This window comes from Dyadobacter luteus (genome assembly GCF_003383615.1).
Taxonomy (GTDB): domain Bacteria; phylum Bacteroidota; class Bacteroidia; order Cytophagales; family Spirosomataceae; genus Dyadobacter; species Dyadobacter luteus.
Genome location: NZ_QNUL01000036.1, coordinates 23,007 through 43,886, shown reverse-complemented (window position 1 = coordinate 43,886; position 20,880 = coordinate 23,007). Strand labels below are relative to the sequence as shown.

19 protein-coding genes are annotated in these 20,880 nt (G+C 41.8%); 10 read left to right on the top strand and 9 right to left on the bottom strand.

The window, feature by feature from the left end; genetic code table 11:
* The first annotated feature begins 69 nt into the window (after nt 1-69).
* Nucleotides 70-1,182 (top strand): DNA polymerase IV, encoded by a 1,113-nt coding sequence (gene dinB / locus DSL64_RS26345; RefSeq protein ID WP_115833954.1) that lies wholly within the window; start codon nt 70-72, stop codon nt 1,180-1,182.
* Nucleotides 1,183-1,189: 7 nt separating this feature from the next.
* Here the strand turns inward: dinB and DSL64_RS26340 are convergent, their stop codons facing one another.
* Entirely contained in the window at nt 1,190-2,368 is a 1,179-nt protein-coding gene (locus DSL64_RS26340; RefSeq protein WP_115833953.1) for a putative sensor domain DACNV-containing protein, read from the bottom strand.
* A 740-nt stretch (nt 2,369-3,108) separates the two neighbouring features.
* On the opposite strand from DSL64_RS26340, the gene DSL64_RS26335 reads away from it, so the two are divergent.
* The 5 genes from DSL64_RS26335 to DSL64_RS26315 all read left to right on the top strand — a co-directional run bounded on the left by DSL64_RS26335 (nt 3,109) and on the right by DSL64_RS26315 (nt 8,815).
* Complete coding sequence (locus DSL64_RS26335; RefSeq protein WP_115833952.1) at nt 3,109-4,092, top strand: glycosyltransferase family 2 protein; 984 nt, start codon at nt 3,109-3,111, stop codon at nt 4,090-4,092.
* A 114-nt stretch (nt 4,093-4,206) separates the two neighbouring features.
* Entirely contained in the window at nt 4,207-6,030 is a 1,824-nt protein-coding gene (locus tag DSL64_RS26330) for an ABC transporter ATP-binding protein (RefSeq protein WP_115833951.1), read from the top strand.
* A gap of 18 nt (nt 6,031-6,048) precedes the next feature.
* Nucleotides 6,049-7,002 (top strand): hypothetical protein, encoded by a 954-nt coding sequence (locus tag DSL64_RS26325; protein WP_115833950.1) that lies wholly within the window; start codon nt 6,049-6,051, stop codon nt 7,000-7,002.
* 3 nt (nt 7,003-7,005) lie between these two features.
* The gene (locus DSL64_RS26320; RefSeq protein ID WP_115833949.1) at nt 7,006-7,830 is read left to right on the top strand and encodes a DUF5672 family protein; all 825 of its coding nucleotides are present in this window, start codon (nt 7,006-7,008) and stop codon (nt 7,828-7,830) included.
* 10 nt (nt 7,831-7,840) lie between these two features.
* A complete protein-coding gene (locus tag DSL64_RS26315) occupies nt 7,841-8,815 on the top strand; it encodes a glycosyltransferase (protein WP_115833948.1) in 975 nt (324 codons plus the stop codon).
* Here the strand turns inward: DSL64_RS26315 and DSL64_RS26310 are convergent.
* Nucleotides 8,810-9,697: a glycosyltransferase gene (locus DSL64_RS26310; protein ID WP_115833947.1), complete on the bottom strand. Its 888-nt coding sequence runs from the start codon at nt 9,695-9,697 to the stop codon at nt 8,810-8,812. The genes DSL64_RS26315 and DSL64_RS26310 overlap by 6 nt on opposite strands.
* Nucleotides 9,694-10,626 carry a glycosyltransferase gene (locus DSL64_RS26305; RefSeq protein WP_115833946.1) on the bottom strand — a complete coding sequence of 311 codons (933 nt, stop codon included), beginning with the start codon at nt 10,624-10,626 and terminating at the stop codon, nt 9,694-9,696. The genes DSL64_RS26310 and DSL64_RS26305 overlap by 4 nt, the downstream gene beginning before the upstream one ends.
* Nucleotides 10,627-10,856: 230 nt before the next feature.
* Between DSL64_RS26305 and DSL64_RS26300 the strand changes: the two genes are divergently transcribed.
* Entirely contained in the window at nt 10,857-12,113 is a 1,257-nt protein-coding gene (locus tag DSL64_RS26300; protein ID WP_115833945.1) for an Hsp70 family protein, read from the top strand.
* Nucleotides 12,114-12,196: 83 nt separating this feature from the next.
* Here DSL64_RS26300 and DSL64_RS26295 read toward each other — a convergent pair whose 3' ends face one another.
* On the bottom strand, nt 12,197-12,511 hold the full coding sequence (locus DSL64_RS26295) for a hypothetical protein (RefSeq protein WP_115833960.1): 315 nt from the start codon (nt 12,509-12,511) through the stop codon (nt 12,197-12,199).
* A 184-nt stretch (nt 12,512-12,695) separates the two neighbouring features.
* Nucleotides 12,696-13,010, bottom strand: coding sequence for a hypothetical protein (locus tag DSL64_RS26290; RefSeq protein ID WP_147300423.1), 315 nt, complete (start codon nt 13,008-13,010; stop codon nt 12,696-12,698).
* 190 nt (nt 13,011-13,200) lie between these two features.
* On the opposite strand from DSL64_RS26290, the gene DSL64_RS26285 reads away from it, so the two are divergent.
* A complete protein-coding gene (locus DSL64_RS26285; RefSeq protein ID WP_115833943.1) occupies nt 13,201-13,575 on the top strand; it encodes a hypothetical protein in 375 nt (124 codons plus the stop codon).
* 45 nt (nt 13,576-13,620) lie between these two features.
* Here DSL64_RS26285 and DSL64_RS26280 read toward each other — a convergent pair whose 3' ends face one another.
* The gene (locus tag DSL64_RS26280; protein ID WP_115833942.1) at nt 13,621-14,997 is read right to left on the bottom strand and encodes a Gfo/Idh/MocA family protein; all 1,377 of its coding nucleotides are present in this window, start codon (nt 14,995-14,997) and stop codon (nt 13,621-13,623) included.
* A 42-nt stretch (nt 14,998-15,039) separates the two neighbouring features.
* Entirely contained in the window at nt 15,040-15,714 is a 675-nt protein-coding gene (locus tag DSL64_RS26275) for a 3-keto-disaccharide hydrolase (RefSeq protein WP_229217236.1), read from the bottom strand.
* 159 nt (nt 15,715-15,873) lie between these two features.
* Between DSL64_RS26275 and DSL64_RS26270 the strand changes: the two genes are divergently transcribed.
* On the top strand, nt 15,874-18,267 hold the full coding sequence (locus tag DSL64_RS26270; protein ID WP_115833941.1) for a PAS domain-containing protein: 2,394 nt from the start codon (nt 15,874-15,876) through the stop codon (nt 18,265-18,267).
* A gap of 14 nt (nt 18,268-18,281) precedes the next feature.
* Here the strand turns inward: DSL64_RS26270 and DSL64_RS26265 are convergent, their stop codons facing one another.
* Nucleotides 18,282-18,572 carry a GNAT family N-acetyltransferase gene (locus tag DSL64_RS26265; protein WP_115833940.1) on the bottom strand — a complete coding sequence of 97 codons (291 nt, stop codon included), beginning with the start codon at nt 18,570-18,572 and terminating at the stop codon, nt 18,282-18,284.
* A 119-nt stretch (nt 18,573-18,691) separates the two neighbouring features.
* On the opposite strand from DSL64_RS26265, the gene DSL64_RS26260 reads away from it, so the two are divergent.
* On the top strand, nt 18,692-19,558 hold the full coding sequence (locus DSL64_RS26260; RefSeq protein WP_115833939.1) for a CE1 family esterase: 867 nt from the start codon (nt 18,692-18,694) through the stop codon (nt 19,556-19,558).
* A gap of 46 nt (nt 19,559-19,604) precedes the next feature.
* Here DSL64_RS26260 and DSL64_RS26255 read toward each other — a convergent pair whose 3' ends face one another.
* Nucleotides 19,605-20,819 (bottom strand): MFS transporter, encoded by a 1,215-nt coding sequence (locus DSL64_RS26255; protein ID WP_115833938.1) that lies wholly within the window; start codon nt 20,817-20,819, stop codon nt 19,605-19,607.
* Nucleotides 20,820-20,880 lie beyond the last annotated feature (61 nt).

Genomic DNA, 20,880 nt, shown 5'->3' with positions numbered 1-20,880 from the left:
GAGGTATCTGTTTATCCAAATATTTAATAAAAATATTATCACAAACTTTGCTCAACCGCTAAAAGAGAAATGAATGAAATTGCCTCCCCGATCCGTAAGATAATCCATGTGGACATGGATGCATTCTACGCATCTGTGGAGCAGCGGGACAATCCTGATCTGCGTGGGAAAGCTATTGCAGTGGGTGGATCCCCAACCGGACGGGGCGTTGTAGCTACGGCAAGCTATGAGGCGAGGAAATTTGGGGTACGCTCCGCTATGCCTTCCCGGACGGCGATGCAATTATGCCCGCACATCATTTTTGTATATCCCCGTTTTGATGTCTACAAGGCTGTTTCACGAAGTATCAGGGAGATATTTGAGCGGTATACAGACATCATAGAGCCCTTATCCCTGGATGAAGCTTTTTTGGATGTTACGAACGACAAAGCCGGTATTGGCTCTGCGCTGGAAATTGCAAAGGAAATTAAGGTGGCTATTTTTAACGAATTAAATCTGACTGCTTCCGCAGGCATATCCACCAACAAATTTGTGGCTAAAATAGCTTCTGATATCAACAAGCCTGATGGACTCACCTTTATTGGACCTTCCAAAATCCGGAAATTTATACATGAACTTCCGGTCGGAAAATTCTTCGGCGTGGGTAAGGTAACTGCCGAAAAGATGAATAGTATGGATCTCTTTACAGGTGCGGATCTTTATCAGTTATCGGAAGAAGAATTAGTAAAACACTTTGGCAAGAGCGGCCATTTTTACTATAACATAGCCAGAGGGATTGATAACAGGCAGGTTCAACCTCATCGGGAAACAAAATCGCTCGGAGCTGAGGACACATTTATGTACGACCTGGCAACCAGAGAAGAAATGCACAAGGAACTTGAAAGAATAGCTGTCACTGTGTTTGATCGTTTAGCAAGAAAGCAGCTTTCAGGCCGCACGGTTACACTGAAAATCAAGTACAGTGATTTTACACAAATTACCAGAAACCATTCTTTCATGCATCCCGTCAGTGACTATGACAGCATTTATAACACTGCTATTACGCTACTGGACAAGACTGACCTGGAGCACAAGACAGTCAGGTTACTCGGTATCTCTCTCTCCAACTTCGGGGAAATAATACCGAAAGGGCGCAAACCCAAAGACCCCGACCAGCTTGACCTCTTTGATACTGACAGGTGAGTCCTGCTTACAAAAGTAACGCATCTACCCTATGTGCCTGAACCTTTTGCTTGTAGGGAGTCCATGAGAAAATAGTAAACTTACCATCCTGAGAGGCTACCAGCGCAGTTGCATCGTGCTGATCATGAATGAATTGAGCCGCAGATAAATGTCGTGTTCCGCCGTTCTGAACAGGATGTATGATCTTGCCCTCGTTTCCGATAATCGGCTCCGTTACAAGCATTTCCTCTACCGGAGAACCTTTGGCCGACCGTCCTATTTTGGCACCGAATGCTAGTAATTCGTAATTCTCATTAATAATAGTCGCGCCGTCTACTGCGGTTAATCCCGCCAAATTGTGAATAGCTGCGGTTAATTTGGACTGCCAGATACCACTTTTGGTGTTATTAGAAACCTGATCCCGTAATCCGGCAAGTTCCGAATAGGCAGGCTCAACTGCGTAAGAAATAGGATGAATAATCGATTCACGCCAGGAGTCTGAGCCGGAAGGTACCACAAGCAGTATTCCCCCTCTCCCATGATCCCGCATAGAAACCGCCAGCTGCACCAGCACATTCAGGGAATCATTCCAGATTGTAGCCGAATTAAAACCCATCATGGAATTGACCACGTTCGGGCATGCCGGCACCCGTCCACTGTTTTCATCAATGATTTTTACCTGATCTCCTTTAAGCACGGCCACGTTTACAAACTTCCCGAATCCATCGATTCGCCGGTGCTTAATCACCAGCATACCCGGTTCAATTACTTCCAGAACGAAACACAATGCAGGAATTTGGCGGGTTGTACCCCATACATAAAGCTCATTGTCATATGCCCACACCCCCAGATGAATCCCTGAACGTTCCACTGCAGGAGCCAGCTTGGTGAGCGAATTAGCATTAAATGGCAGCATTTCTCCGAATACAAGCGGATTGTCGGCCTGATCCGGCGACAGATATGCGATCGATATTTTAGGAGATCTCCCCTCCTCCTTTCGCAGACTTGTCCAGAATGTTGTATCAATAATTGCCTCAATAACCTGTGGTGAGGGAGGTGAAGCTAATAATGGCTCAGGATGCAAAAATACATCCCGGTGATGTTTGTAAAAATGATCGCTTACCGCTTGCGACACCGAACGAGCAGCTTTGTACGCGCTCTGCATGTCAGGAAAGTAGCTATCTATAGGTGTTCTATCAATATTCATTTGGGATATCAGGAATAAAATTCTGTGATCAGAACCGTCACTTTTCTGAGAACAACTGACGTTGAGAAAAAGTTGAGATTGACCTTAATGTTGCCAACACAAGTACTGTCTTTATTTTCGAAAATGAGAATATTTTTACACACTATGGCTATAAAACGTTCATTTTTTACAATCTACACTCACTTGATTACCAATACCCTAATCCGACGCGAAGAAATTAATTTATGTTTTTTTCAACTCCTCTACAACCATTTTAATCGTTTCTCAGTCTTAATACCAGTCTCTCGATTGACGAGAGAAGCGTAAAGATTTGCGGAAATGTTAATTTCTACAATTAACTTGAAACCAATTCCGTAACGTCAGTTGCGATTATTTATCATGACACAACAATAAAATGAACAGTATTAAAAAGATTCCGGTAAAAAATTATATTATAACTACTCAAAGAGAGTTATATATCAGTTCGGTGCATGTCGACCAGGAATCATGACCTTAACCCACCCTACTCTTCCTTAAAAATTAAGAATCGAATTATTGGTTGTTATGTCACAACCCGCAACCTTTATGCGTATGAGCTTATGGGTTATTGAGTGTCTTGGTGTAATTTTTGCCAAAACGATCTCATGGCAGCCAGAAGAAAAGGCTTTCGACGATTAAAGGATGAGAAATATTTGAACCTTTAAAAATTGTAGAAAAGTCCGTAGTGTGGACTTTACAATAACACATAAACTGGCAAATTAATGAGAAGCATCTCTGTGGTGATTCCGAACTATAACGGAAAACATTTGTTCGAAAAATATTTCGAACATAACCTGAATATCCTGAGCGAACTTGGTACCAGTGTGCAGATCATCGTTATTGATGACGCATCTAAGGACGACTCGGTAGCCTATCTCAAGGAGCATTATGGTAATCATATTACACTTATTGAGAAAGAGGTAAATTCAGGGTTTTCCAATACTTGTAACCTGGGTATCAAAGAGGCAACCAATGAACTGATCTTCCTACTAAATACTGATGTGACCCTTGAAAAAGGCTACTTCGAGAAATTATATAAATACTTCGAACGCGACGATACATTCGGGGTAATGGGAAGAATTATTGGTATGGATGATGACCTAATCCGTGAAGCAGCCCGCTCTCCTAAAATCATGGGACGCAAGATCAAGTCAGGAGATTTCTTCCATCTTGATGATATGGAGTCATTTACACCTACGTTCTATTTATCTGGAGCCATTGCTTTGATGGATACTCAGAAACTAAAGGCAATTAATGGATTTAACGAAATGTTTAATCCTTACTACGGAGAAGATCAGGAACTTTCTATCCGTGCGTGGCGACTGGGATGGAAATGCTATTATGAGCATAATGCCGTGTGCCGCCATGAAGTATCCGCCAGTACCAAGACGCACAACCATAAAAGAGCTATTAAAAGAATACACTTCCGTAACCGTTACTATGTACATTTTCTGCATTTGTACGGGAGTGATTTGCTATTCTGGCATATTCAGATATTACTTTGCGATGTGCTGCTTGGTATACTTACACTCCAGTTCTATAAAGCCGAAGCTTATCTGGACTTTTTAAAAAACCTGAAAGGATTGAGAAGAAAGAAAAACTCTTTCAACCGCCAGATGAAACGATATGACTCGGATATGGGCATCCTCGATGTAATTCAAAAAATTCACATCATGCTGAAATACAAGCAGGTAATTAAACTTTAAGTTTTTTTTAACTCACTTGTTAATATTCAACCCCATGAATAGGCAATCTTTGTATTTGCTTTACAGCATTTACAAAGATTCACGGTCTGTACACGCAGACCATTACTTTATAAAATGAAGATCTATTTTCGATTACTCTCTTTCGCTAAACCGATTGAGAAATTTGCAATTCCCTACATTCTCCTTACCTTGTTAGGTGTATTTTTTACCACAATGCAGCTGGTATTACTTGCTCCATTGATGGATACACTTTTCGTAAAGGGAAGTTCTGCTGTACCTTTAACAAAGCCAGACACTTGGATCAACGTTACAGGTTATCTCAATTATTATGCTCAACAAGTAAGTATTGAAGAAGGTCCTTTTGAGGCATTAAAACTTGTCTGCGGGATTACAGTGATGTCCGTGTTCCTGGGTAACCTTTTTAAATACTTCTCACAAAGGATTATGGAGAATCTCAGGATTCATACTCTGTTGAATATCCGTAAAGCTGTATTTGACAATGTAATGAGCCTTCATACAGGCTATTTTAGCAATCAAAGGAAGGGTGATATTATTGCTAAAATCGCATCTGATGTAGGCGTAGTCCAGTTCTCAGTAACTGGAACACTACAAGTTGTTTTCAAAGAGCCGTTGCAATTGTTAGCTTATGTATTCGTACTCTTCAGCATTTCCTTCAAGCTGACTTTCTTTGCTATTTTGGTTATTCCAATTTCGGCATTTCTTATTTCTAAAATCGTAAAGAGGCTTAAGGAACAGGCAGCGGAGGCACAGCATCTATTTGGCCTGATGATCAGCTATCTGGACGAAGCTCTGGGCGGTATCAAAATTATCAAGTCTTTCAACGCTACTCAGGCTATCAAAGATAAGTTTCACGCTGAAAACGTGCGTTTCTCGGATTTGGGAAGGAAAATGGCGCGTAGGCAGCAGCTGGGATCTCCGGTATCAGAATTCCTGGGTGTGGCAATGGTCAGTTCCATCGTGTTATATGGTGGCTGGCTGATTCTGAATGGACAATCTGATCTTTCTGGCGCTGACTTTGTAGCTTACATTGCTATTTTTTCACAGGTAATGCGACCTGCCAAAGCCATCACGGAATCTTTCAGCACTATTCATGCAGGTATTGCGGCAGGTGAGCGTGTACTGGAATTGATCGATGAAAAGCCAGAAATTACTGATGCCCCTGATGCAATTGCAGTTAACAGCTTCAATGAGGCAATTAAACTGGAAGACCTCTCCTTCTCCTATCCTGGTCGTAGGGTTCTTAATAACATTAATCTCACAATCCCCAAAGGAAAAACCATTGCATTGGTAGGACCTTCGGGGGGCGGCAAATCAACTTTGATGGACCTGATTCCACGTTTCATTGATGCGGAAAGTGGAAGTGTCACTGTAGATGGACTGGACGTAAAAAAGATTACACAGGAATCGCTTTGGTCGCTTATTGGTGTAGTGAATCAGGAATCTTTACTTTTTAATGACACCATTTTTAATAACATTGCGTTCGGAGTACCTGATGCTACTGTTGAACAGGTAGAACATGCTGCGCGCATTGCCAATGCACATGATTTTATTCTGCAAACAGAAAACGGTTATGACAGCAATATCGGTGATCGTGGGATGAAGTTATCCGGAGGACAGAAACAGCGTATTTGTATTGCCAGAGCCGTTTTGAAAAATCCTCCTGTGATGATGCTGGATGAAGCCACTTCAGCACTGGATACAGAATCTGAAAAACTGGTTCAGGAAGCACTTAACAATCTGATGAAAAATCGTACGTCTCTGGTGATTGCCCACAGACTAAGCACGATTCAAAATGCGGATCTCATCGTGGTTCTGGAAGAGGGAAAAATTATTGAACAGGGAACGCATCAGGAACTCATCTCGCATAACGGTCTTTATCGCAGACTAATTGATATGCAGACTTTTAATGAATCTTAATTACCAGTATCAGCCAGTATGTTTAAAAAGCTCAATATTTTACAGAAATTATGGCTCAAACATTCCAACAGAGCTGCATACAAAGACTATAAATGGGAGCTGGCGAACTATAAGCAACAAGAATTTAATTCATTCATTACCGGCACTGAAAGGCTAACCTCTCTTGACAAAATCCAGCAATTTGTTGAGAAACATGGCTTCCTTGCCGTCTGCCACAGCGGCAATGCAGGTGACATTATTTATTCGCTTCCAAGTCTGAAAAGGATCTACGAAATTACCGGGGCGCCTATTCATTTTTACCTAAGATTGGGTAAACCGTTAATTCTTTCGGGATATAAAAACCATCCGATGGGTAATGTAAAAATTAATCAGAAGATGGCGGATATGCTCATTCCTTTGATAAGCAGTCAGAGCTACATCGCGTCCTGTCAGGTTCATGACGCAGAAGATATACATATTGACCTTGATTATTTTCATTCTGGAAACATTCCGCTACAAAGCGGGAATATCGCCCGTTGGTGTAGTTATGTAATGGGGGTTAGCCCGCAGCTCTGGAAGCCTTGGATAGAGGTGAATCCTGATTTGGATTACACCCAAACCATTGTAATGGGCCGTAGTGAGCGATACAGGAATCATGGGATCAGCTATTCCTTTTTGAAGCAATACCCTGAGATTGTATTTATCGGAATAGAATCCGAATATGACGATATTAAAAAGATAATTCCTCATGTTAAATGGGTTAAGGTGAACGACTTTCTGCAAATGGCATCTATTATTGCAGGTGCAAAACTGTTTATCGGCAATCAGTCATTCCCATTTTCCGTGGCTGAGGGGTTGAAAGTTACCCGTGTATTGGAAACTTCTTTTCAAATAATTAATGTAGTTCCGGAAGGAGAAAATGGTCATGATTTCTTCTTTCAGGATCATCTGGAATCCATTATTTCAAGGCTTGTCGGAGGAAAAGATAGATAGAGAATGAATGCAAAACGAGAAGTAGCAATTGTTATTCCGATCTATAAAGCGGACTTGAATCTTTTAGAAGATATCTCACTAAAGCAGTGTTTTCTTACGCTTCATAAATATCCAGTAGTAGCTATTGCCCCGCAATCACTGGACCTTTCAAATATATGGAAATACGGGCGATTTGAGACGATTGAGAGGTTCGATGATAGCTTTTTCGAGAGTGTACAACATTACAATGCACTCATGCTTTCACCGCACTTTTACGAAAGGTTTCTCAATTATGAATTCATTCTTATTCATCAGCTGGATGCTTTTGTATTCTCTGACCAGCTTGCAGATTGGTGCAATACTGATTTGGACTATGTTGGAGCCCCCTGGTTGAAACGAATAGAGGTAAATGGATTAAATGAAGTTACTGCGACTTTTAAAACGTGGTTTTATACCTTTTTTAACATTTCGAAGTACGGGGTTCCCAGTGACCGTCAATTTGATAATGTGGTAGGCAACGGGGGATTTTCGCTAAGACGCGTGGAAAGATTTTATAAACTTGCTACCAGCTGCAAGTCTAAAATGCGACCTTATGTAGAACGAACAGAGTTTAAATTTCATGAAGATGTATTCTGGAGTATAGAGGTGAACCGTCGAAAAACCAGGCTTCGTATTCCCGATTACAGGACTGCCGTTCAGTTCGCATTTGAAAACTATCCGGAAAGGTGTCTTCAATTGAATGATAACAAGCTACCCTTCGGCTGCCATGCATGGGATTTGCATATAGAATTCTGGAAGGCTTACTTTAAAAAATTCGATTTTTACATTGACCAATCAATAGTACGATAATTTTAAGCTCATGTCTAAGGAAAACAACAACCCTCTGGTGTCGATTGCTCTATGCGTCTACAATGGTGAACGTTTTTTGACGGAGCAGTTAGACTCGCTCGTGGGTCAAACTTATAGCCAGATTGAAATTATTGCAGTTGATGATTGTAGTACGGATGCGTCGGTAAAGATACTGGAAGACTACAGTAAGAGATTTGAGCAAATTAAAATTTATAAGAATGACCAGAATCTCGGTTATGTGAAGAATTTTGAAAAAGCGATGCAACTCTGTACGGGAGACCTGATCGCACTTTGTGATCAGGATGACTTATGGGACTTAAATAAAATAAATCTGCAGGTCGCGCATTTGGCAGACAATCAATTGATTTACCATGATTCAAGATTTATTGATGAGCAGGGACAGGATATGCATAGAAAGATGTCCGACGTACTCCATTTGTATAAGGGCAATCAACCAGAAGCTTTTCTGTTAATAAATAGCGTATCGGGACATAGTATTATGTTCAGGAGGGAATTGCTTGCTGAAATTTTACCTCTTCACCCTGACTTTTTTCACGACCACTGGATCGCATATGTTGCGACTAATAGAGGTAGTATTGATTTCATTCCTCAATGCCTGGTCAATTATCGCCAACACACATCAACTTCAACAGACATTCTCAACACCAGAAAAAAACTTGATAAGACGTATCATGAGAATCGTGACGTGACCAAACTGAAGCGTGAACTGAAATGGTTAAAACATTGCCTGAGTTACGAAAAAAATAAGGATCGAGCTTTCATAAACCACTTTGTAAAACTGTTTGAACAGCGAATCACATCCTTGTTCTCATTCCGGTACGCAATACTGATTGGCAAACACTTTGATATTCTCTACCATAATAAAAAATTGCACAAATCGAGCAGGATTGGGTTCATTTACCGGCAAATGTGGGGACTCAAAGCGAAAACTATATGGGCAGATCTATTTGCCAAAAAATCATGACTTCCATTTTAGTTTAAAAAAATGGAGATATGCTTTAAGAAAAAGCCGCATCGGCATCCATTTTGAAGCCAGACTTTGAATGAGCATTCGGTGTATTTCTGCAAATGAATAATTCCACTCCAACATCTGCTCAATCTGTTTTTTTATAGCCCGTTTTTCAGTGAAGTAAATCTCCTGTCTGCTTAGTTTTGCTGTGGTTAAAGGCAGAACTTTGTTCCACTTTTCATGTATCTTAAGTATCTGACTGAGCCATGTTTTATCAAAATTCCCCTCCGATTCATGTCGCATAAGGACGTCATAGGTTACAACAATTTTATGGTTACCGAAAATACTCAGACAAAAGTCAAGATCATAGCCATGGAACCCATAGAGTAGCTTCTCATCGAATCCATGTAGCTGTGCAATTTCTTTCTTTGCACAAAACCACACTCCATCTACGCAGACGACCTCACTAATCTTTTCCTTGTAAGGATTATGAAACGCATGCACATCCTCTTTATCATGCCTTTTGTATCCCTGAACAATATTCTGAAAGGAGATATGGGGGTTTTGAAATTCAAGACAATACCATCCCGAAGGAGCCAGCGCCTTATATCCTCCACCTGCTACACCTATTACACCAATCCTGTTGTCCCCGTCAAATGTGGACAGAACATGAATGCCCCACTTCTCAGTGAATATGGTAACGTCTTCATGCATAAAACACATGATTCCATATTTCGCTTTCTTAATACCTTCATTATAAACGCTGCAGATTCCTTTCTTTTCTTTTCTATTATCAAAGGAAATTATTTCATGCTCTACACCAATTGTAGCAGTGATATTTTTTGTGACTGCTTCCAAATCCTGGGGGTTTATAGAACATATAATTACTGATATCATTGAATAATTTGTAAAAGTGTGCTGTTAGTCCAATTTTCATTTCCTTCTCTCCGCTTCATTTTCATAAGTGCAAAAGCCAGGCTGACCATCACGCCAAAACCAAACAAAGAGGATTTTCGCGAACTCCAAACTGTACGAAGCAATAGGAACTTTGAAAATCCAATATCAATTGCATCTTGAAGAAATCTCCGATATGCCCACTTTTCCGTTTGAAAAAGGTCATCTCCAATTAGCTTGTCTGCATCAAAAGGTAGCACATGACTCCATTTCCGATGCACCCTAAGCATTTCCTTAAACCATACACGATCGAACTTCCCTTCAGAGAAGTGCCGGAGTAGTATATCGAATGTTACCACCACATCATAGCTTTGGTTTACGGACAATGATATATCAAGATCGTAACCGTGAAATTTTCTGAAGTTTTTACTGTCGAAGGGATATTTTTCCCAAACTGATTTTGGCATACACATCCAACATCCATCAATACATGCTACTTTGGAGTAAAGCTGATACTTGGGATTGTTGTAGTCGTATCCTTCTTCTTTACCAGCGTGCTTATAACCTTGGAGTACATTACTATAGGCTCCTCCGTTTCTTTCGATTGTATAGTTGTACCAACCAGAAGGCGTAAGAGACTTGTAACCTCCACCAGCAACACCAACCAGCCCAATATTTGGGTCGCGGGAAAACAGTGCCGTTACAAGCTTTCCCCAATCTGGCGATTTCATTTCAATGTCTTCATGCATAAAGCATAAAACAGGATATTTGGCGGCACCCGCGCCGGTGTTATATACCTCGCTTATCCCTTTTTCGCCATTAGAATTATCAATGGCAATAATTTCATATTCGACACCTATGGTCAGAGCGATACTGTTACTGACATCGCTAAGGTCTTCCGCATTTGCGGAGCATATAATTACTGAGATCATCTATTGCAATCGTTTCGCCTTGTTTTTATCCAGGGTGCGACTTGCACACGCTATAACTACTAGATACAACGTTAACCATTATGGTTGTAATACATGTTTTATTTTCAATAAATATATACTGGATAGGCATTAATCCCTTATTTACTTTGAATAATCTTAGATAACGAATGATACTAATTGCTATTCACACCGAATAATCCGAACTTGCGCGCCCAAATTTAAAAATCACCATGACATCAGTATCCTGCGGCATTGACTTCGGTACCTCTAACTCTAGTATAGCTGTTGCTAACAATTCAAATATATCCCTCGTACCGGTAGAAGGAACCAGCGTTACTACACCAAGTGCGATGTTCTTTCTAAGAAAAGGAAATGTACCGTTCTACGGACGGGAAGCGATGCATCAATTTCTTACCCGCCAACCGGGCCGATTGATGCGAAGCCTCAAACGTGTACTGGGAACTCCCATTATGAAGCAGGGAACGATGGTGAATGGTGAGCATATGAAGTTTGATCAGATCATTGCCACCTTTCTTCAGAATTTAAAAGAGAAAGCTGACTTTCAGGCAGGCACAGAGATCGAAAATGTTGTGATGGGACGCCCTGTAAATTTTATCGACAATGATCCGGAAGCCAATCTTCGTGCTCAGGATGAATTAGCAAAGGTGGCTCGTTTGCTCGGGTTCAAAAATATAGATTTCCAATATGAACCCATTGCTGCGGCTTTCGCACATGAGGTGAACGTAAGCGGAGAAAAACTGGCTCTGGTAGCGGACTTGGGCGGTGGAACATCTGACTTTACGGTGATAAAGCTATCTGCCAAAAATATAGGCAAGCCGGATCGCACCGAAGATATCCTGGCAAATACAGGTGTGAGAATTGGCGGAAACGATTTCGATAAAGATTTAAGTCTTTCAGCAATCATGCCTGAGATTGGCTTTAAGACAACTTACGGCACCAAAAATCTTGAGGTCCCTCTTCGCCATTACTACGATTTATCTGAATGGAGTAAGGTAAACTTTCTTTATACTCCGAAAATCATTTCTCAAACCCGTCAGCTTTTGTTCGAATCACACGACAAAGTGCGCTACGGGCGTTTACTGCAAGTGCTGGAACAGGAAACAGGTCATGCGTTGCTGGCTGTAACTGAGGAAACGAAAATCGCGCTTACGGATTCTCCAAGCTATGACACCCCATTTGAATTTATCGAAGAGGGCTTGTCAACCCAGGTAACCCGTGAACAATTTGATATCGCTATTTCTCAACAGATTGAGAAAGTAGCGGTTGCAGCGAGGCAATGTCTGGCAGACGCGCACGTGAAAGCTGAGCAAATCGAACTGGTAATCCTTACCGGCGGAACAACTGAAGTTCCTGCAGTACAGGCAGAATTCAGAAGTCTGTTCCCCAATGCCTCAATAGCAGATGAAAATAAGTTATCCAGCGTCGGACTTGGGCTGGCCTACGACAGCCAGAACAAGTTCAGATAAGCCATATTCTACAATGCAAAACAGCCTGCAGTTGCATATTTTGATGCACTACTGCAGGCTGTTTGTACTAACACTGACTTATATTATTCGACGTTGTTACCGTCTTTATCTAGTTTTACCCTCGCGGTCTCAGAGCCATTTTTTACGTTGAGCTCGTAATACTGAGTTTTATCTGCATTAGTGATCAGAAAGGCAGAAACTACTTTCCAACCCTCAAATGCATCACTTTTAATTGTGTTTTTAACACCGTCAGGTAAATTTTCGGCTTTGACACTTACCTTTTCCTGAGCAGTGATTTCGGTAGTTACACCACCGTTAGTTGTTGTGAAGTTACCAGCCTGCACTGAGGCAAATGAAACAAGAGTCAGGGCAAGAGCCGATACTATTAGCTTTTTCATAATCCGTTTAGTTTTTGATTTAGAATGTTCTTCAATTGGGTTGCCACCCGATACAAACATTAGCTAAACAATTTTGCCAAAACAATTAATATCCTGATAATCATGTATTTAAAAAATTATTCTATTTCTTTTTTTGTTCAGTATGCTCCCCGCTTTGTGGTGAAAGTCCTCGAAACAATAATTGTTAGTTGAGTACTTTTCCCTCCTTATCCACCTTCATCCATGTTTCCCCATCAGGTTTCTGAACGTACAGGTCATAAAAAGTTGTCTGATCAGGATTTGTTACCAGGTATGCCTTCAAGATCTTCCAGGCAAGTTCAGTGTTGTGCCCTACAGAAGCTTTCACTTTCTCGGGAAGATCATCAATATCGACCTGTACCCGCTGTTGTTCCTGCGTTGTCTGCTGGGTTACATTCACAGAAGGTGAGTTTGCGCCAGAGCTATTAATTGATATCCCCAGAATCGGTAGCGCAAGGAGATATGGGATCATGATTTTCATAAGTAAAATAGTTTGAATGATGTAGATAAGCATAACCAAAAATGTGCCGGGGTGCGAGGCGTAACAGTAATATCCTATTTATCTCAAATCGCTATTCGAGATAATCGCGCGGTTATGAGGTAACATTGTTAAATTTATCCTAGATTTGCTACTATATATAACACAGTACCTTGTTAAACATATATTAGCTATGAAAAGTTGGATAAAGAATGTTTGCTTATGCTTCCCACTGATTGCCGTTGCTTGTTCTTCATCAGGTGATCTTAAAGTGGCGGTGAAAGATTCTGATGACGAGTATAGGTTCACCGCTCATTATGACAAGTCAAGAACAGTTGCTACCCAGCAGATGATCAATAGAGCGATCAAGCCAAACAGGATTTTCGTTGATCATGAAGATGATATTGATAAAGAAATCAAACTTGTAGACGGGACAACCTTTCATCTGGATTCCTCGCCGGGCGATCTGGAAATCGTTTTTGACAAGTCGGCCAATACAGCTCACTCCTATGAGATGATCAGGAAGTTGGGAGAATCAATCAAAAAGGTTGTGACAAACGAAGAATAGTAAATTAATGGCGAACCGATAACACCCGGTTCGCCATGATGCTTCTTATCCTTTTTTCAATTTCATCTTCACCGGATCCCAGTGGATCACCTTGTTCTCAAAGTAGCTGCTGTTGCAGGCAAGTACAGGTGCTGCTGCCCTGAATCCGAATACCGGATCTTCCACCGTTCCCAGGCTTCCTTTTCTGATATTATCAAAGAAGTCCTTAAAATGAGCCATATGTGCGTCATCTTCTTTGGGTGCAGTAAACTTCACTTCTTTGACAGGTTCTGCTTTGCGAGTATCTTCAGGAAATTGTGCATCGTATTGCTTTTTGAATTCGGCTTGTTCTTTTTCTGAAAAAGTATTGTAACTGTCATATCCACCATAGCCAGGTGCTTTTGGGAGTTTCTTTCTTGTCAGTAATAGATTATTCTCAGTAAACTCGATCTGCCCCTCCGTTCCGATAATACGGGTATTGTTTGCAATGGCACCTGCATTGGCAAAATTGACGCGTAATACCATTTGAAAATTACTGTGTATATCTGTTTTGGGATATTCCAGAATTGAAACCATCACATCAGGAACATCACGGCCATCTTTCCAATAACTGAGCTGTCCGGATGAAAAAATCCTTTCAGGACCTAACGTATTGGTAACAAAATGTACACCGGTTATCAGGTGAACAAACAAATCTCCTGCCACTCCTGTACCATAATCTTTGTAGTTTCTCCACCTGAAAAACCTTTTGGAATCGAAGGCAGTTTTGGGGGCATCACCAAGAAATGTATCCCAGTCAAGTGTGCTAACCGATGCATCTGTAGGAATAGAGTAGTTCCAGGCTCCTATCGCATTGAATCGGTCGTTGTTGGATTCAACATAATTAATATCCCCGATATCACCAGCCTGAAACAGCCTTTTAGCCTCTCTGAAGGACGCCGAACTAATACGCTGACTACCAATTTGCATCGTTTTGCCTGACTTCTTCCATGCCTCAATGACAGACAAGCCTTCATTGATATGATGTACCATTGGTTTTTCACAATACACATGTTTTCCTGCTGCAAGAGATGCTTTGGTGATATGGTCATGCCAGTGATCGGGTGTGACCACGAGAACCGCATCTATATCTTTTCTTTCCAGAATATTTCTGTAATCGCGGGTTGTGAAAACCTCGTTGCCATATACTTCTTTGACGCGCTGCAACCGTCCGTCATACAAATCCGCAGCAGCAACAAACTCCGTTCCTCCGGATCGTAAGGCAGCCTTGGTGTCCTGATGTCCCTGAATACCCATTCCGATTGTCGCAAAGCGGATTTTATCGTTCGGACTAATCTTCTTCAGATCACGGATGATGTTAAAAGGTTTGGCAAAGCTGTCGGTAGCGGCGAGCGCAGACACAGCCGTAAGATTCCTAAGAAAAACTCTTCTGTTACTATTCATAATAGGAATATCAGGTTAAAGAAAATGTACAATTGATGCCTTTTATAATTCTTCAATAAAAATATCCATAAATGCCACACGCGCTTTCCCTCCTCCATGTATTTGCAATGCGATTAACCCTGACTGCGGAATGCTCTTATCTGTTTCTTTATAGTCTACAGTAAGTTTGTTGTTGAGATAAATCCGTATGCGACCATTTTCACTGCGCACCTGGTAATCGTTCCACTCGCCTGGTTTTAGTAATTGAGCAACCAATTCAGGTGTAGGCGCAGCGAGCGTTTTATTCCTTCTTGACTCGTCATAAAGACTCGCCCAAAATTTATCCCCCAGGTCGGCCTGGTATCCAATCATTTCATACGCAGGTTTTACAATTCTCTTGCTATGAAATTGTACGCCTGAATTGATAAATCCTTCCGCACCAGTGAGCTTGAATTTCAATCTGAGTGTGAAGTTTTTGTAGTTTTTTCTGGTGCTTAGAAATTCATTGTGAGGCACTTCTTCATCAAGCGACCCACCCACGATGGCTCCGCCTGCAAGATGCCATGTTTTTACTGTGTCTCCCTCCCATCCCTGAAAATCCTTTCCGTTAAACAGGCTGATTACTTTTCCTTCAGGCGCAGACATACAATGAATGAAGAGCCCCATTCCTACGCATAAACCAGTGACCCGGAACACCTTCGTCAGAAAACGTCCGCTTCTATTCGAAATCTTCTTCATATTGCTAAGGCGTATTTTTCTTAAAAATTATTAATTATAAGTGGTAAATGATCATATTTACTATACTTTTTTTATCTGTACAATTGATTTACCGAAATCACTTACAGCGGATCAAGATTAAACATTCCACCAAAAGCCGGCTTTCAAGCGGCAGTAGCAATGACCAATAGTAAAATGCATTCCGATGACCATCTAAGGCGCGACAGTGAAAGGTTTGAGCTTGTCGCAAAAGCGACACATGATATTATCTGGGATTGGGATTTGGTGAGTAATACCCTTTGGTGGAATGAAGGGATGCAGGAATTATTTGGCTATACCGAGCTCGAACCTGGTCCGGAATCCTGGTACAACAGAATCCATCCTGCCGACAAAAACAGAGTCATTCAGCATATACATGATATAATAGATGCAGGCGGCTCCCGCTGGACTGATGACTACCGGTTTCTGCGCGCTGATGGTACGTACGCCTATGTCCACGATCGGGGTTATACCATTCACGAAAATGGCAGTGCTGTCAGGATGGTTGGCGCCATGCAGGACGTAACACAGGAGCTACAGCATCAGCGGGCTCTGGAAGAGAGTGAACAGCGTCTGAATTTTGCGCTTCAATCCGCTCAGCTAGGAACCTGGAATCTGAATCCCGAAACGAATCTTGTTGAATGGGATGAAAGATGCAGAGAGTTGTTCGGCGTTCGCGGCCAGGAAAGTATTGCCTACGACAGCATTCTTAAAAGAATTCATCCCGAAGACAGATTCAGGGTAGAACAGTCTGTGTCGCAGTCGCTACAAAAGGAATTGGGAGGATATTATAACATTCAATTTCGCACCATTGGGGCAGATGGAGTTACATTACGCTGGCTGCATTGCAAAGGGCAAGCCTATTTTAAAAATGACGAGGCCTATCGTTTTTCCGGTATAGCCCAGGATATAACCGATCTTATTAACAATCAGGAAAGGGCATTTTACGCCGATCAGCAGGCTACCATGACCATAGAAGGTACAGGAGCCGGTTCTTTTCTGGTAGATATGGCGACTAATGAAATCGTGTATTCTGCTACCCTCTGTAAGATCATTACCGGTGAAGTTTCTGATTCTTTGTCCAGAAAAATATTCGTAGAGCATCTGCATCCCGATGATATTGGGTTGAGAAATCAAGCCTACAAAAAGGCAATGGAGACGGGAGAGCTCGATTACGAGGCTCGTTTTATATGGAAGGACGGTTCAGTACACTGGGCAAAGGCCATTGGCCGCTATTTGTATGACAAGTCCGGTAAGGTGATTTCACTTTCCGGAATATTGGTGGATATCACCGAGCGGGTTGAAGCAGAGCAAAAGGTAAGAGAAAGTGAGAGCCATTTCAGAAGTTTGATTGAGCAGGCGCCTGTCGCTACCGCTCTGTTTGTAGGACCTGATATGGTTGTAGAGATCCCGAATGAACCTATGCTGAAGATGTGGGGGAAAAATAGTAGTGTTATCGGGAAGCCATTGCGTGAGGCAGTTCCCGAACTTGTCGGTCAGCCTTTTCTTGACCTTCTTGATAAAGTGTATCAATCGGGCATTGCGTACCATGCATATGGCACAGAGGCACAACTAATGATTAATGGTGAGTTACAAACAATGTATTTTGATTTTACATACAAGCCATTATTGGATGAAACCGGAGCTGTGTATGCGATCATAGATATGGCGGTAGATGTAACACCCCAAATTATAGCAGCACAGGAGTTGAAGGCAAGTGAAGAGAGGTATCGTCAATTGGCCGACGAGCTTGAAGCCCGCGTTGTGCAGCGAACTGATGAACTGAAGCTGGCGAATCAGGAACTGGTCAATTCTAATAATAACCTCCAGCAATTTGCCTATGCGGCAAGTCATGACATGCAGGAACCGTTGCGTAAAATCCAGTCATTCAGTTCAAGATTGCAATCCTCGTATGCTAAACAGCTGGATGAAAACGGGATATACATGCTCAACAGAATGCAGGATGCCGCACACCGGATGTCATTGATGATCGATGATCTCCTTGCGTATTCAAGACTTAGCAGTAACGAAAATACAGAGTTTCTGCCGGTAGATTTGAATAAGGTGATCAACCAAATTATTTCAGACCTTGAAATAGGCATAGAAGAACAGCAAGCAGAGATAGAAGTGGATAAAATTCCGCCTATTCTGGGCAACCCGTCTCAGCTGGTACAGCTCATGCAGAACCTGATCAGTAATGCAGTAAAATATAAAATCCCGAATCAACATCCGCAAATTACCATCACCGGACGGATAGCTGAACCTGATGAGATAGCTGGTATCCCTTATCTGTTTAAGGACATCAGTTACGTAGCGGTATCCATCGCAGACAATGGTATTGGTTTTGACGAAAAGCACCTTGACCGCATTTTTCAGATGTTTCAACGACTGCATGGAAAAGGAGAATACAGCGGTTCAGGAATCGGGCTGGCACTATGTAAAAAGGTAGTGCAAAATCACAATGGTTACATCACAGCCCACAGCAAGCCAGGAAAAGGCGCTGTTTTCCTGATTTATCTGCCGATGGCGGGCTAATTCGGAATGCATTACTATTGTTTCCAGATATCGTTGTAAAGTTCCGGATGTCGTTTGAACTGTGCGTGAACATACGGACACAACGGCATTACTGTCAGCTTATTTGTTCTGGCGTAAGCCACCATTTCCTCTAACATGAGTTTGGCAAGACCGCGTCCTTCAAACCTGGGATCCACCTCGGTGTGATAGACCGTCAGCGTTGTGCCGGATATGCCAACCACCATTTCACCTGCTTTCTCACCCTCTTCATAAAGATAGAAAGCGCCTCGGCCTCTTTCCGCCAACTGTAGTTTAACCTCTGCCATAATTTCAATTTTTATTTTCAATCTGTTTTAACAGAATATTCCTGTCTGCTTCTCAAAACAAGACAATTTCTGTTAGTTTTACTGCAATACTGTTTAAATTATTATTCCTTTTAAATCCCATGCTAAAAAAACTTTGTCTGGCCAGTCTGTTATTAACTGCAGCACCTTCCATAGCACAGCCCGTTGCAGACTCTATCCTGGTTGGAAATCATTACCGTGTATTTTACTTCAATAAACCTCAGACCAACAGAACGAACGGCAGCCTTATGTTTGCTATTCACGGGTCGGGAGGCAATGCAGCCAATTTTATGAAGAATGCGCAACAATTGGAAAAGAGAGCCGAAAGTGAAAACTTCATTGTTGTGTACCCACAGGGATATAAATCGTTCTGGAATGAGTGCAGGAAGCATTCCGAAGCAGAAGCTAATAAAATAGATATTGATGAACAGGCATTTTTTCAGGGGATGATCAATTATTTCGGTGATAAATATGCGATCAACAAAAGGAATGTTTTCGCCTCAGGCTTCTCAGGTGGCGGACAGATGGCGTATAAAATGGGAATCACCATGCCCGAAACTTTTAAGGCAATCTGTGCCATGGTTGCGAACATGCCAACCGCAGAAAATATGGATTGTATTGAAAGCAAAAAACCGATAGCCACCATGATTATAAACGGTACTGCAGATCCGGTGAATCCTTATGAAGGAGGAGAAATGAAATCGGCGGGACTAACTTTGGGTAACGTACAGTCTACTGATCAATCGTTTAACTACTGGGCCAGGCTGGCAGGATATAAAGGCAAACCTGACAAGCAACTGGTGCCTGATCCGGATAAAACAAACAATATAACCATCGAAAAATATACTTTCAAAGAGAAGCGTAAACCGGAAGTAACTCTATTGAAAGTTAACAATGGGAAACATGAGTTTCAAAGCGATATGGATTTCTTTTCAGCTGCCTGGGATTTTTTCAAAAGACAGATTTAATAAAAACGTCAACGTCTGCTTCATTTGGCAGACGTTGACGTTTTTATCAGACCAGGCTCAACCTGCTTCGGTAAAGTTGATGGAAACCGAAAGCAGACAACAGGCACAGCACTATCAAAGTGACCCACAATGCATCATAGCCCCATCCTGCTGCTATAAATCCTCCTGCCGCGGGTCCCACTACCTGCGCAACTGCCCATGATAATGAGTATACTGCGGAATACTTCCCACGGCTTTGCTCACTTGCTCTGTTAATGACAATCGTACTGATGTACGGCAATGTAAGCATTTCCCCGATCGTGAATGAAAAAACGGCCAGTATACCCGCAATGATCGCTGGTAAACCAGGAATCAGCAAAGCGAAGAATGCGAATACAGTACAAAGTACACCGGAAATAATGTAGTGATAGTCCGAATGTCTGTTTCTCAGCACCTGAATGAATACCATTTCAAACACAGCGATTACAATTCCGTTCATCGCCATCAGTATACCTATTGTTGCTTCTCCGATATGCATTTGCTCTTTCCAGAATACCGGCAAGATCCTGAAGATCATAATAAACGCAATCATATATAATGTCACCATTGCGATAAATCTTATAAAAAACAGATCTGACCAGGGAGATTTAGAAGTTACCAATGTTTCCCCCTCCTCTTCTGATGCAGGGTTGATCTTACCTTCCGGCAATAGTATCAGTATCAAAGCACCAGCAAGCGTATAAACAATGCCATCCACCCAAAAGAGTAAATCATAATTAATAGCCGCAAGTATTCCTCCTACGGAAGTACCAAACCCAAAACCGAGGTTGGTTGCCAAGCGGTTGAGTGCATAAGATCTCGTCAGATTTTCCGGCGTCGAATAAAAGGCAATTGCTGAATTATTGGCTGGTTTGAATGCTTCTACAAAAAAACCTAGAATGACTGTCAGCAGGCACAAATGATCAAAAGTATTGACCTGAGAGAAAAGTATAAAAAGTATCCCACTAATCAGCAGGCTAACGATCTGAACAGAACGAAAGCCCACTTTGTCCGACAAATATCCTCCGGCAATAGCACCGAGTACCGAACCCGCACCAAAAAGAGTAATGATCAGCCCTGCATCTGCTATGCTGCGGTGCAGATTCTGAGTGATATACATACTCATAAACGGCACTGCCATGTAGCCGCAACGATTGATCAGCACTACCATACTTAACAGCCAGGTCTCCCGGCTTAAACTGCTGTATGATTCACGATAACCTTGTGTAATTTTTTTTATCATAGGTCTGAAAATAAAAAATCCGCCCTGAAATGATATCGGGCGGATCGCTAATGTTTTATTG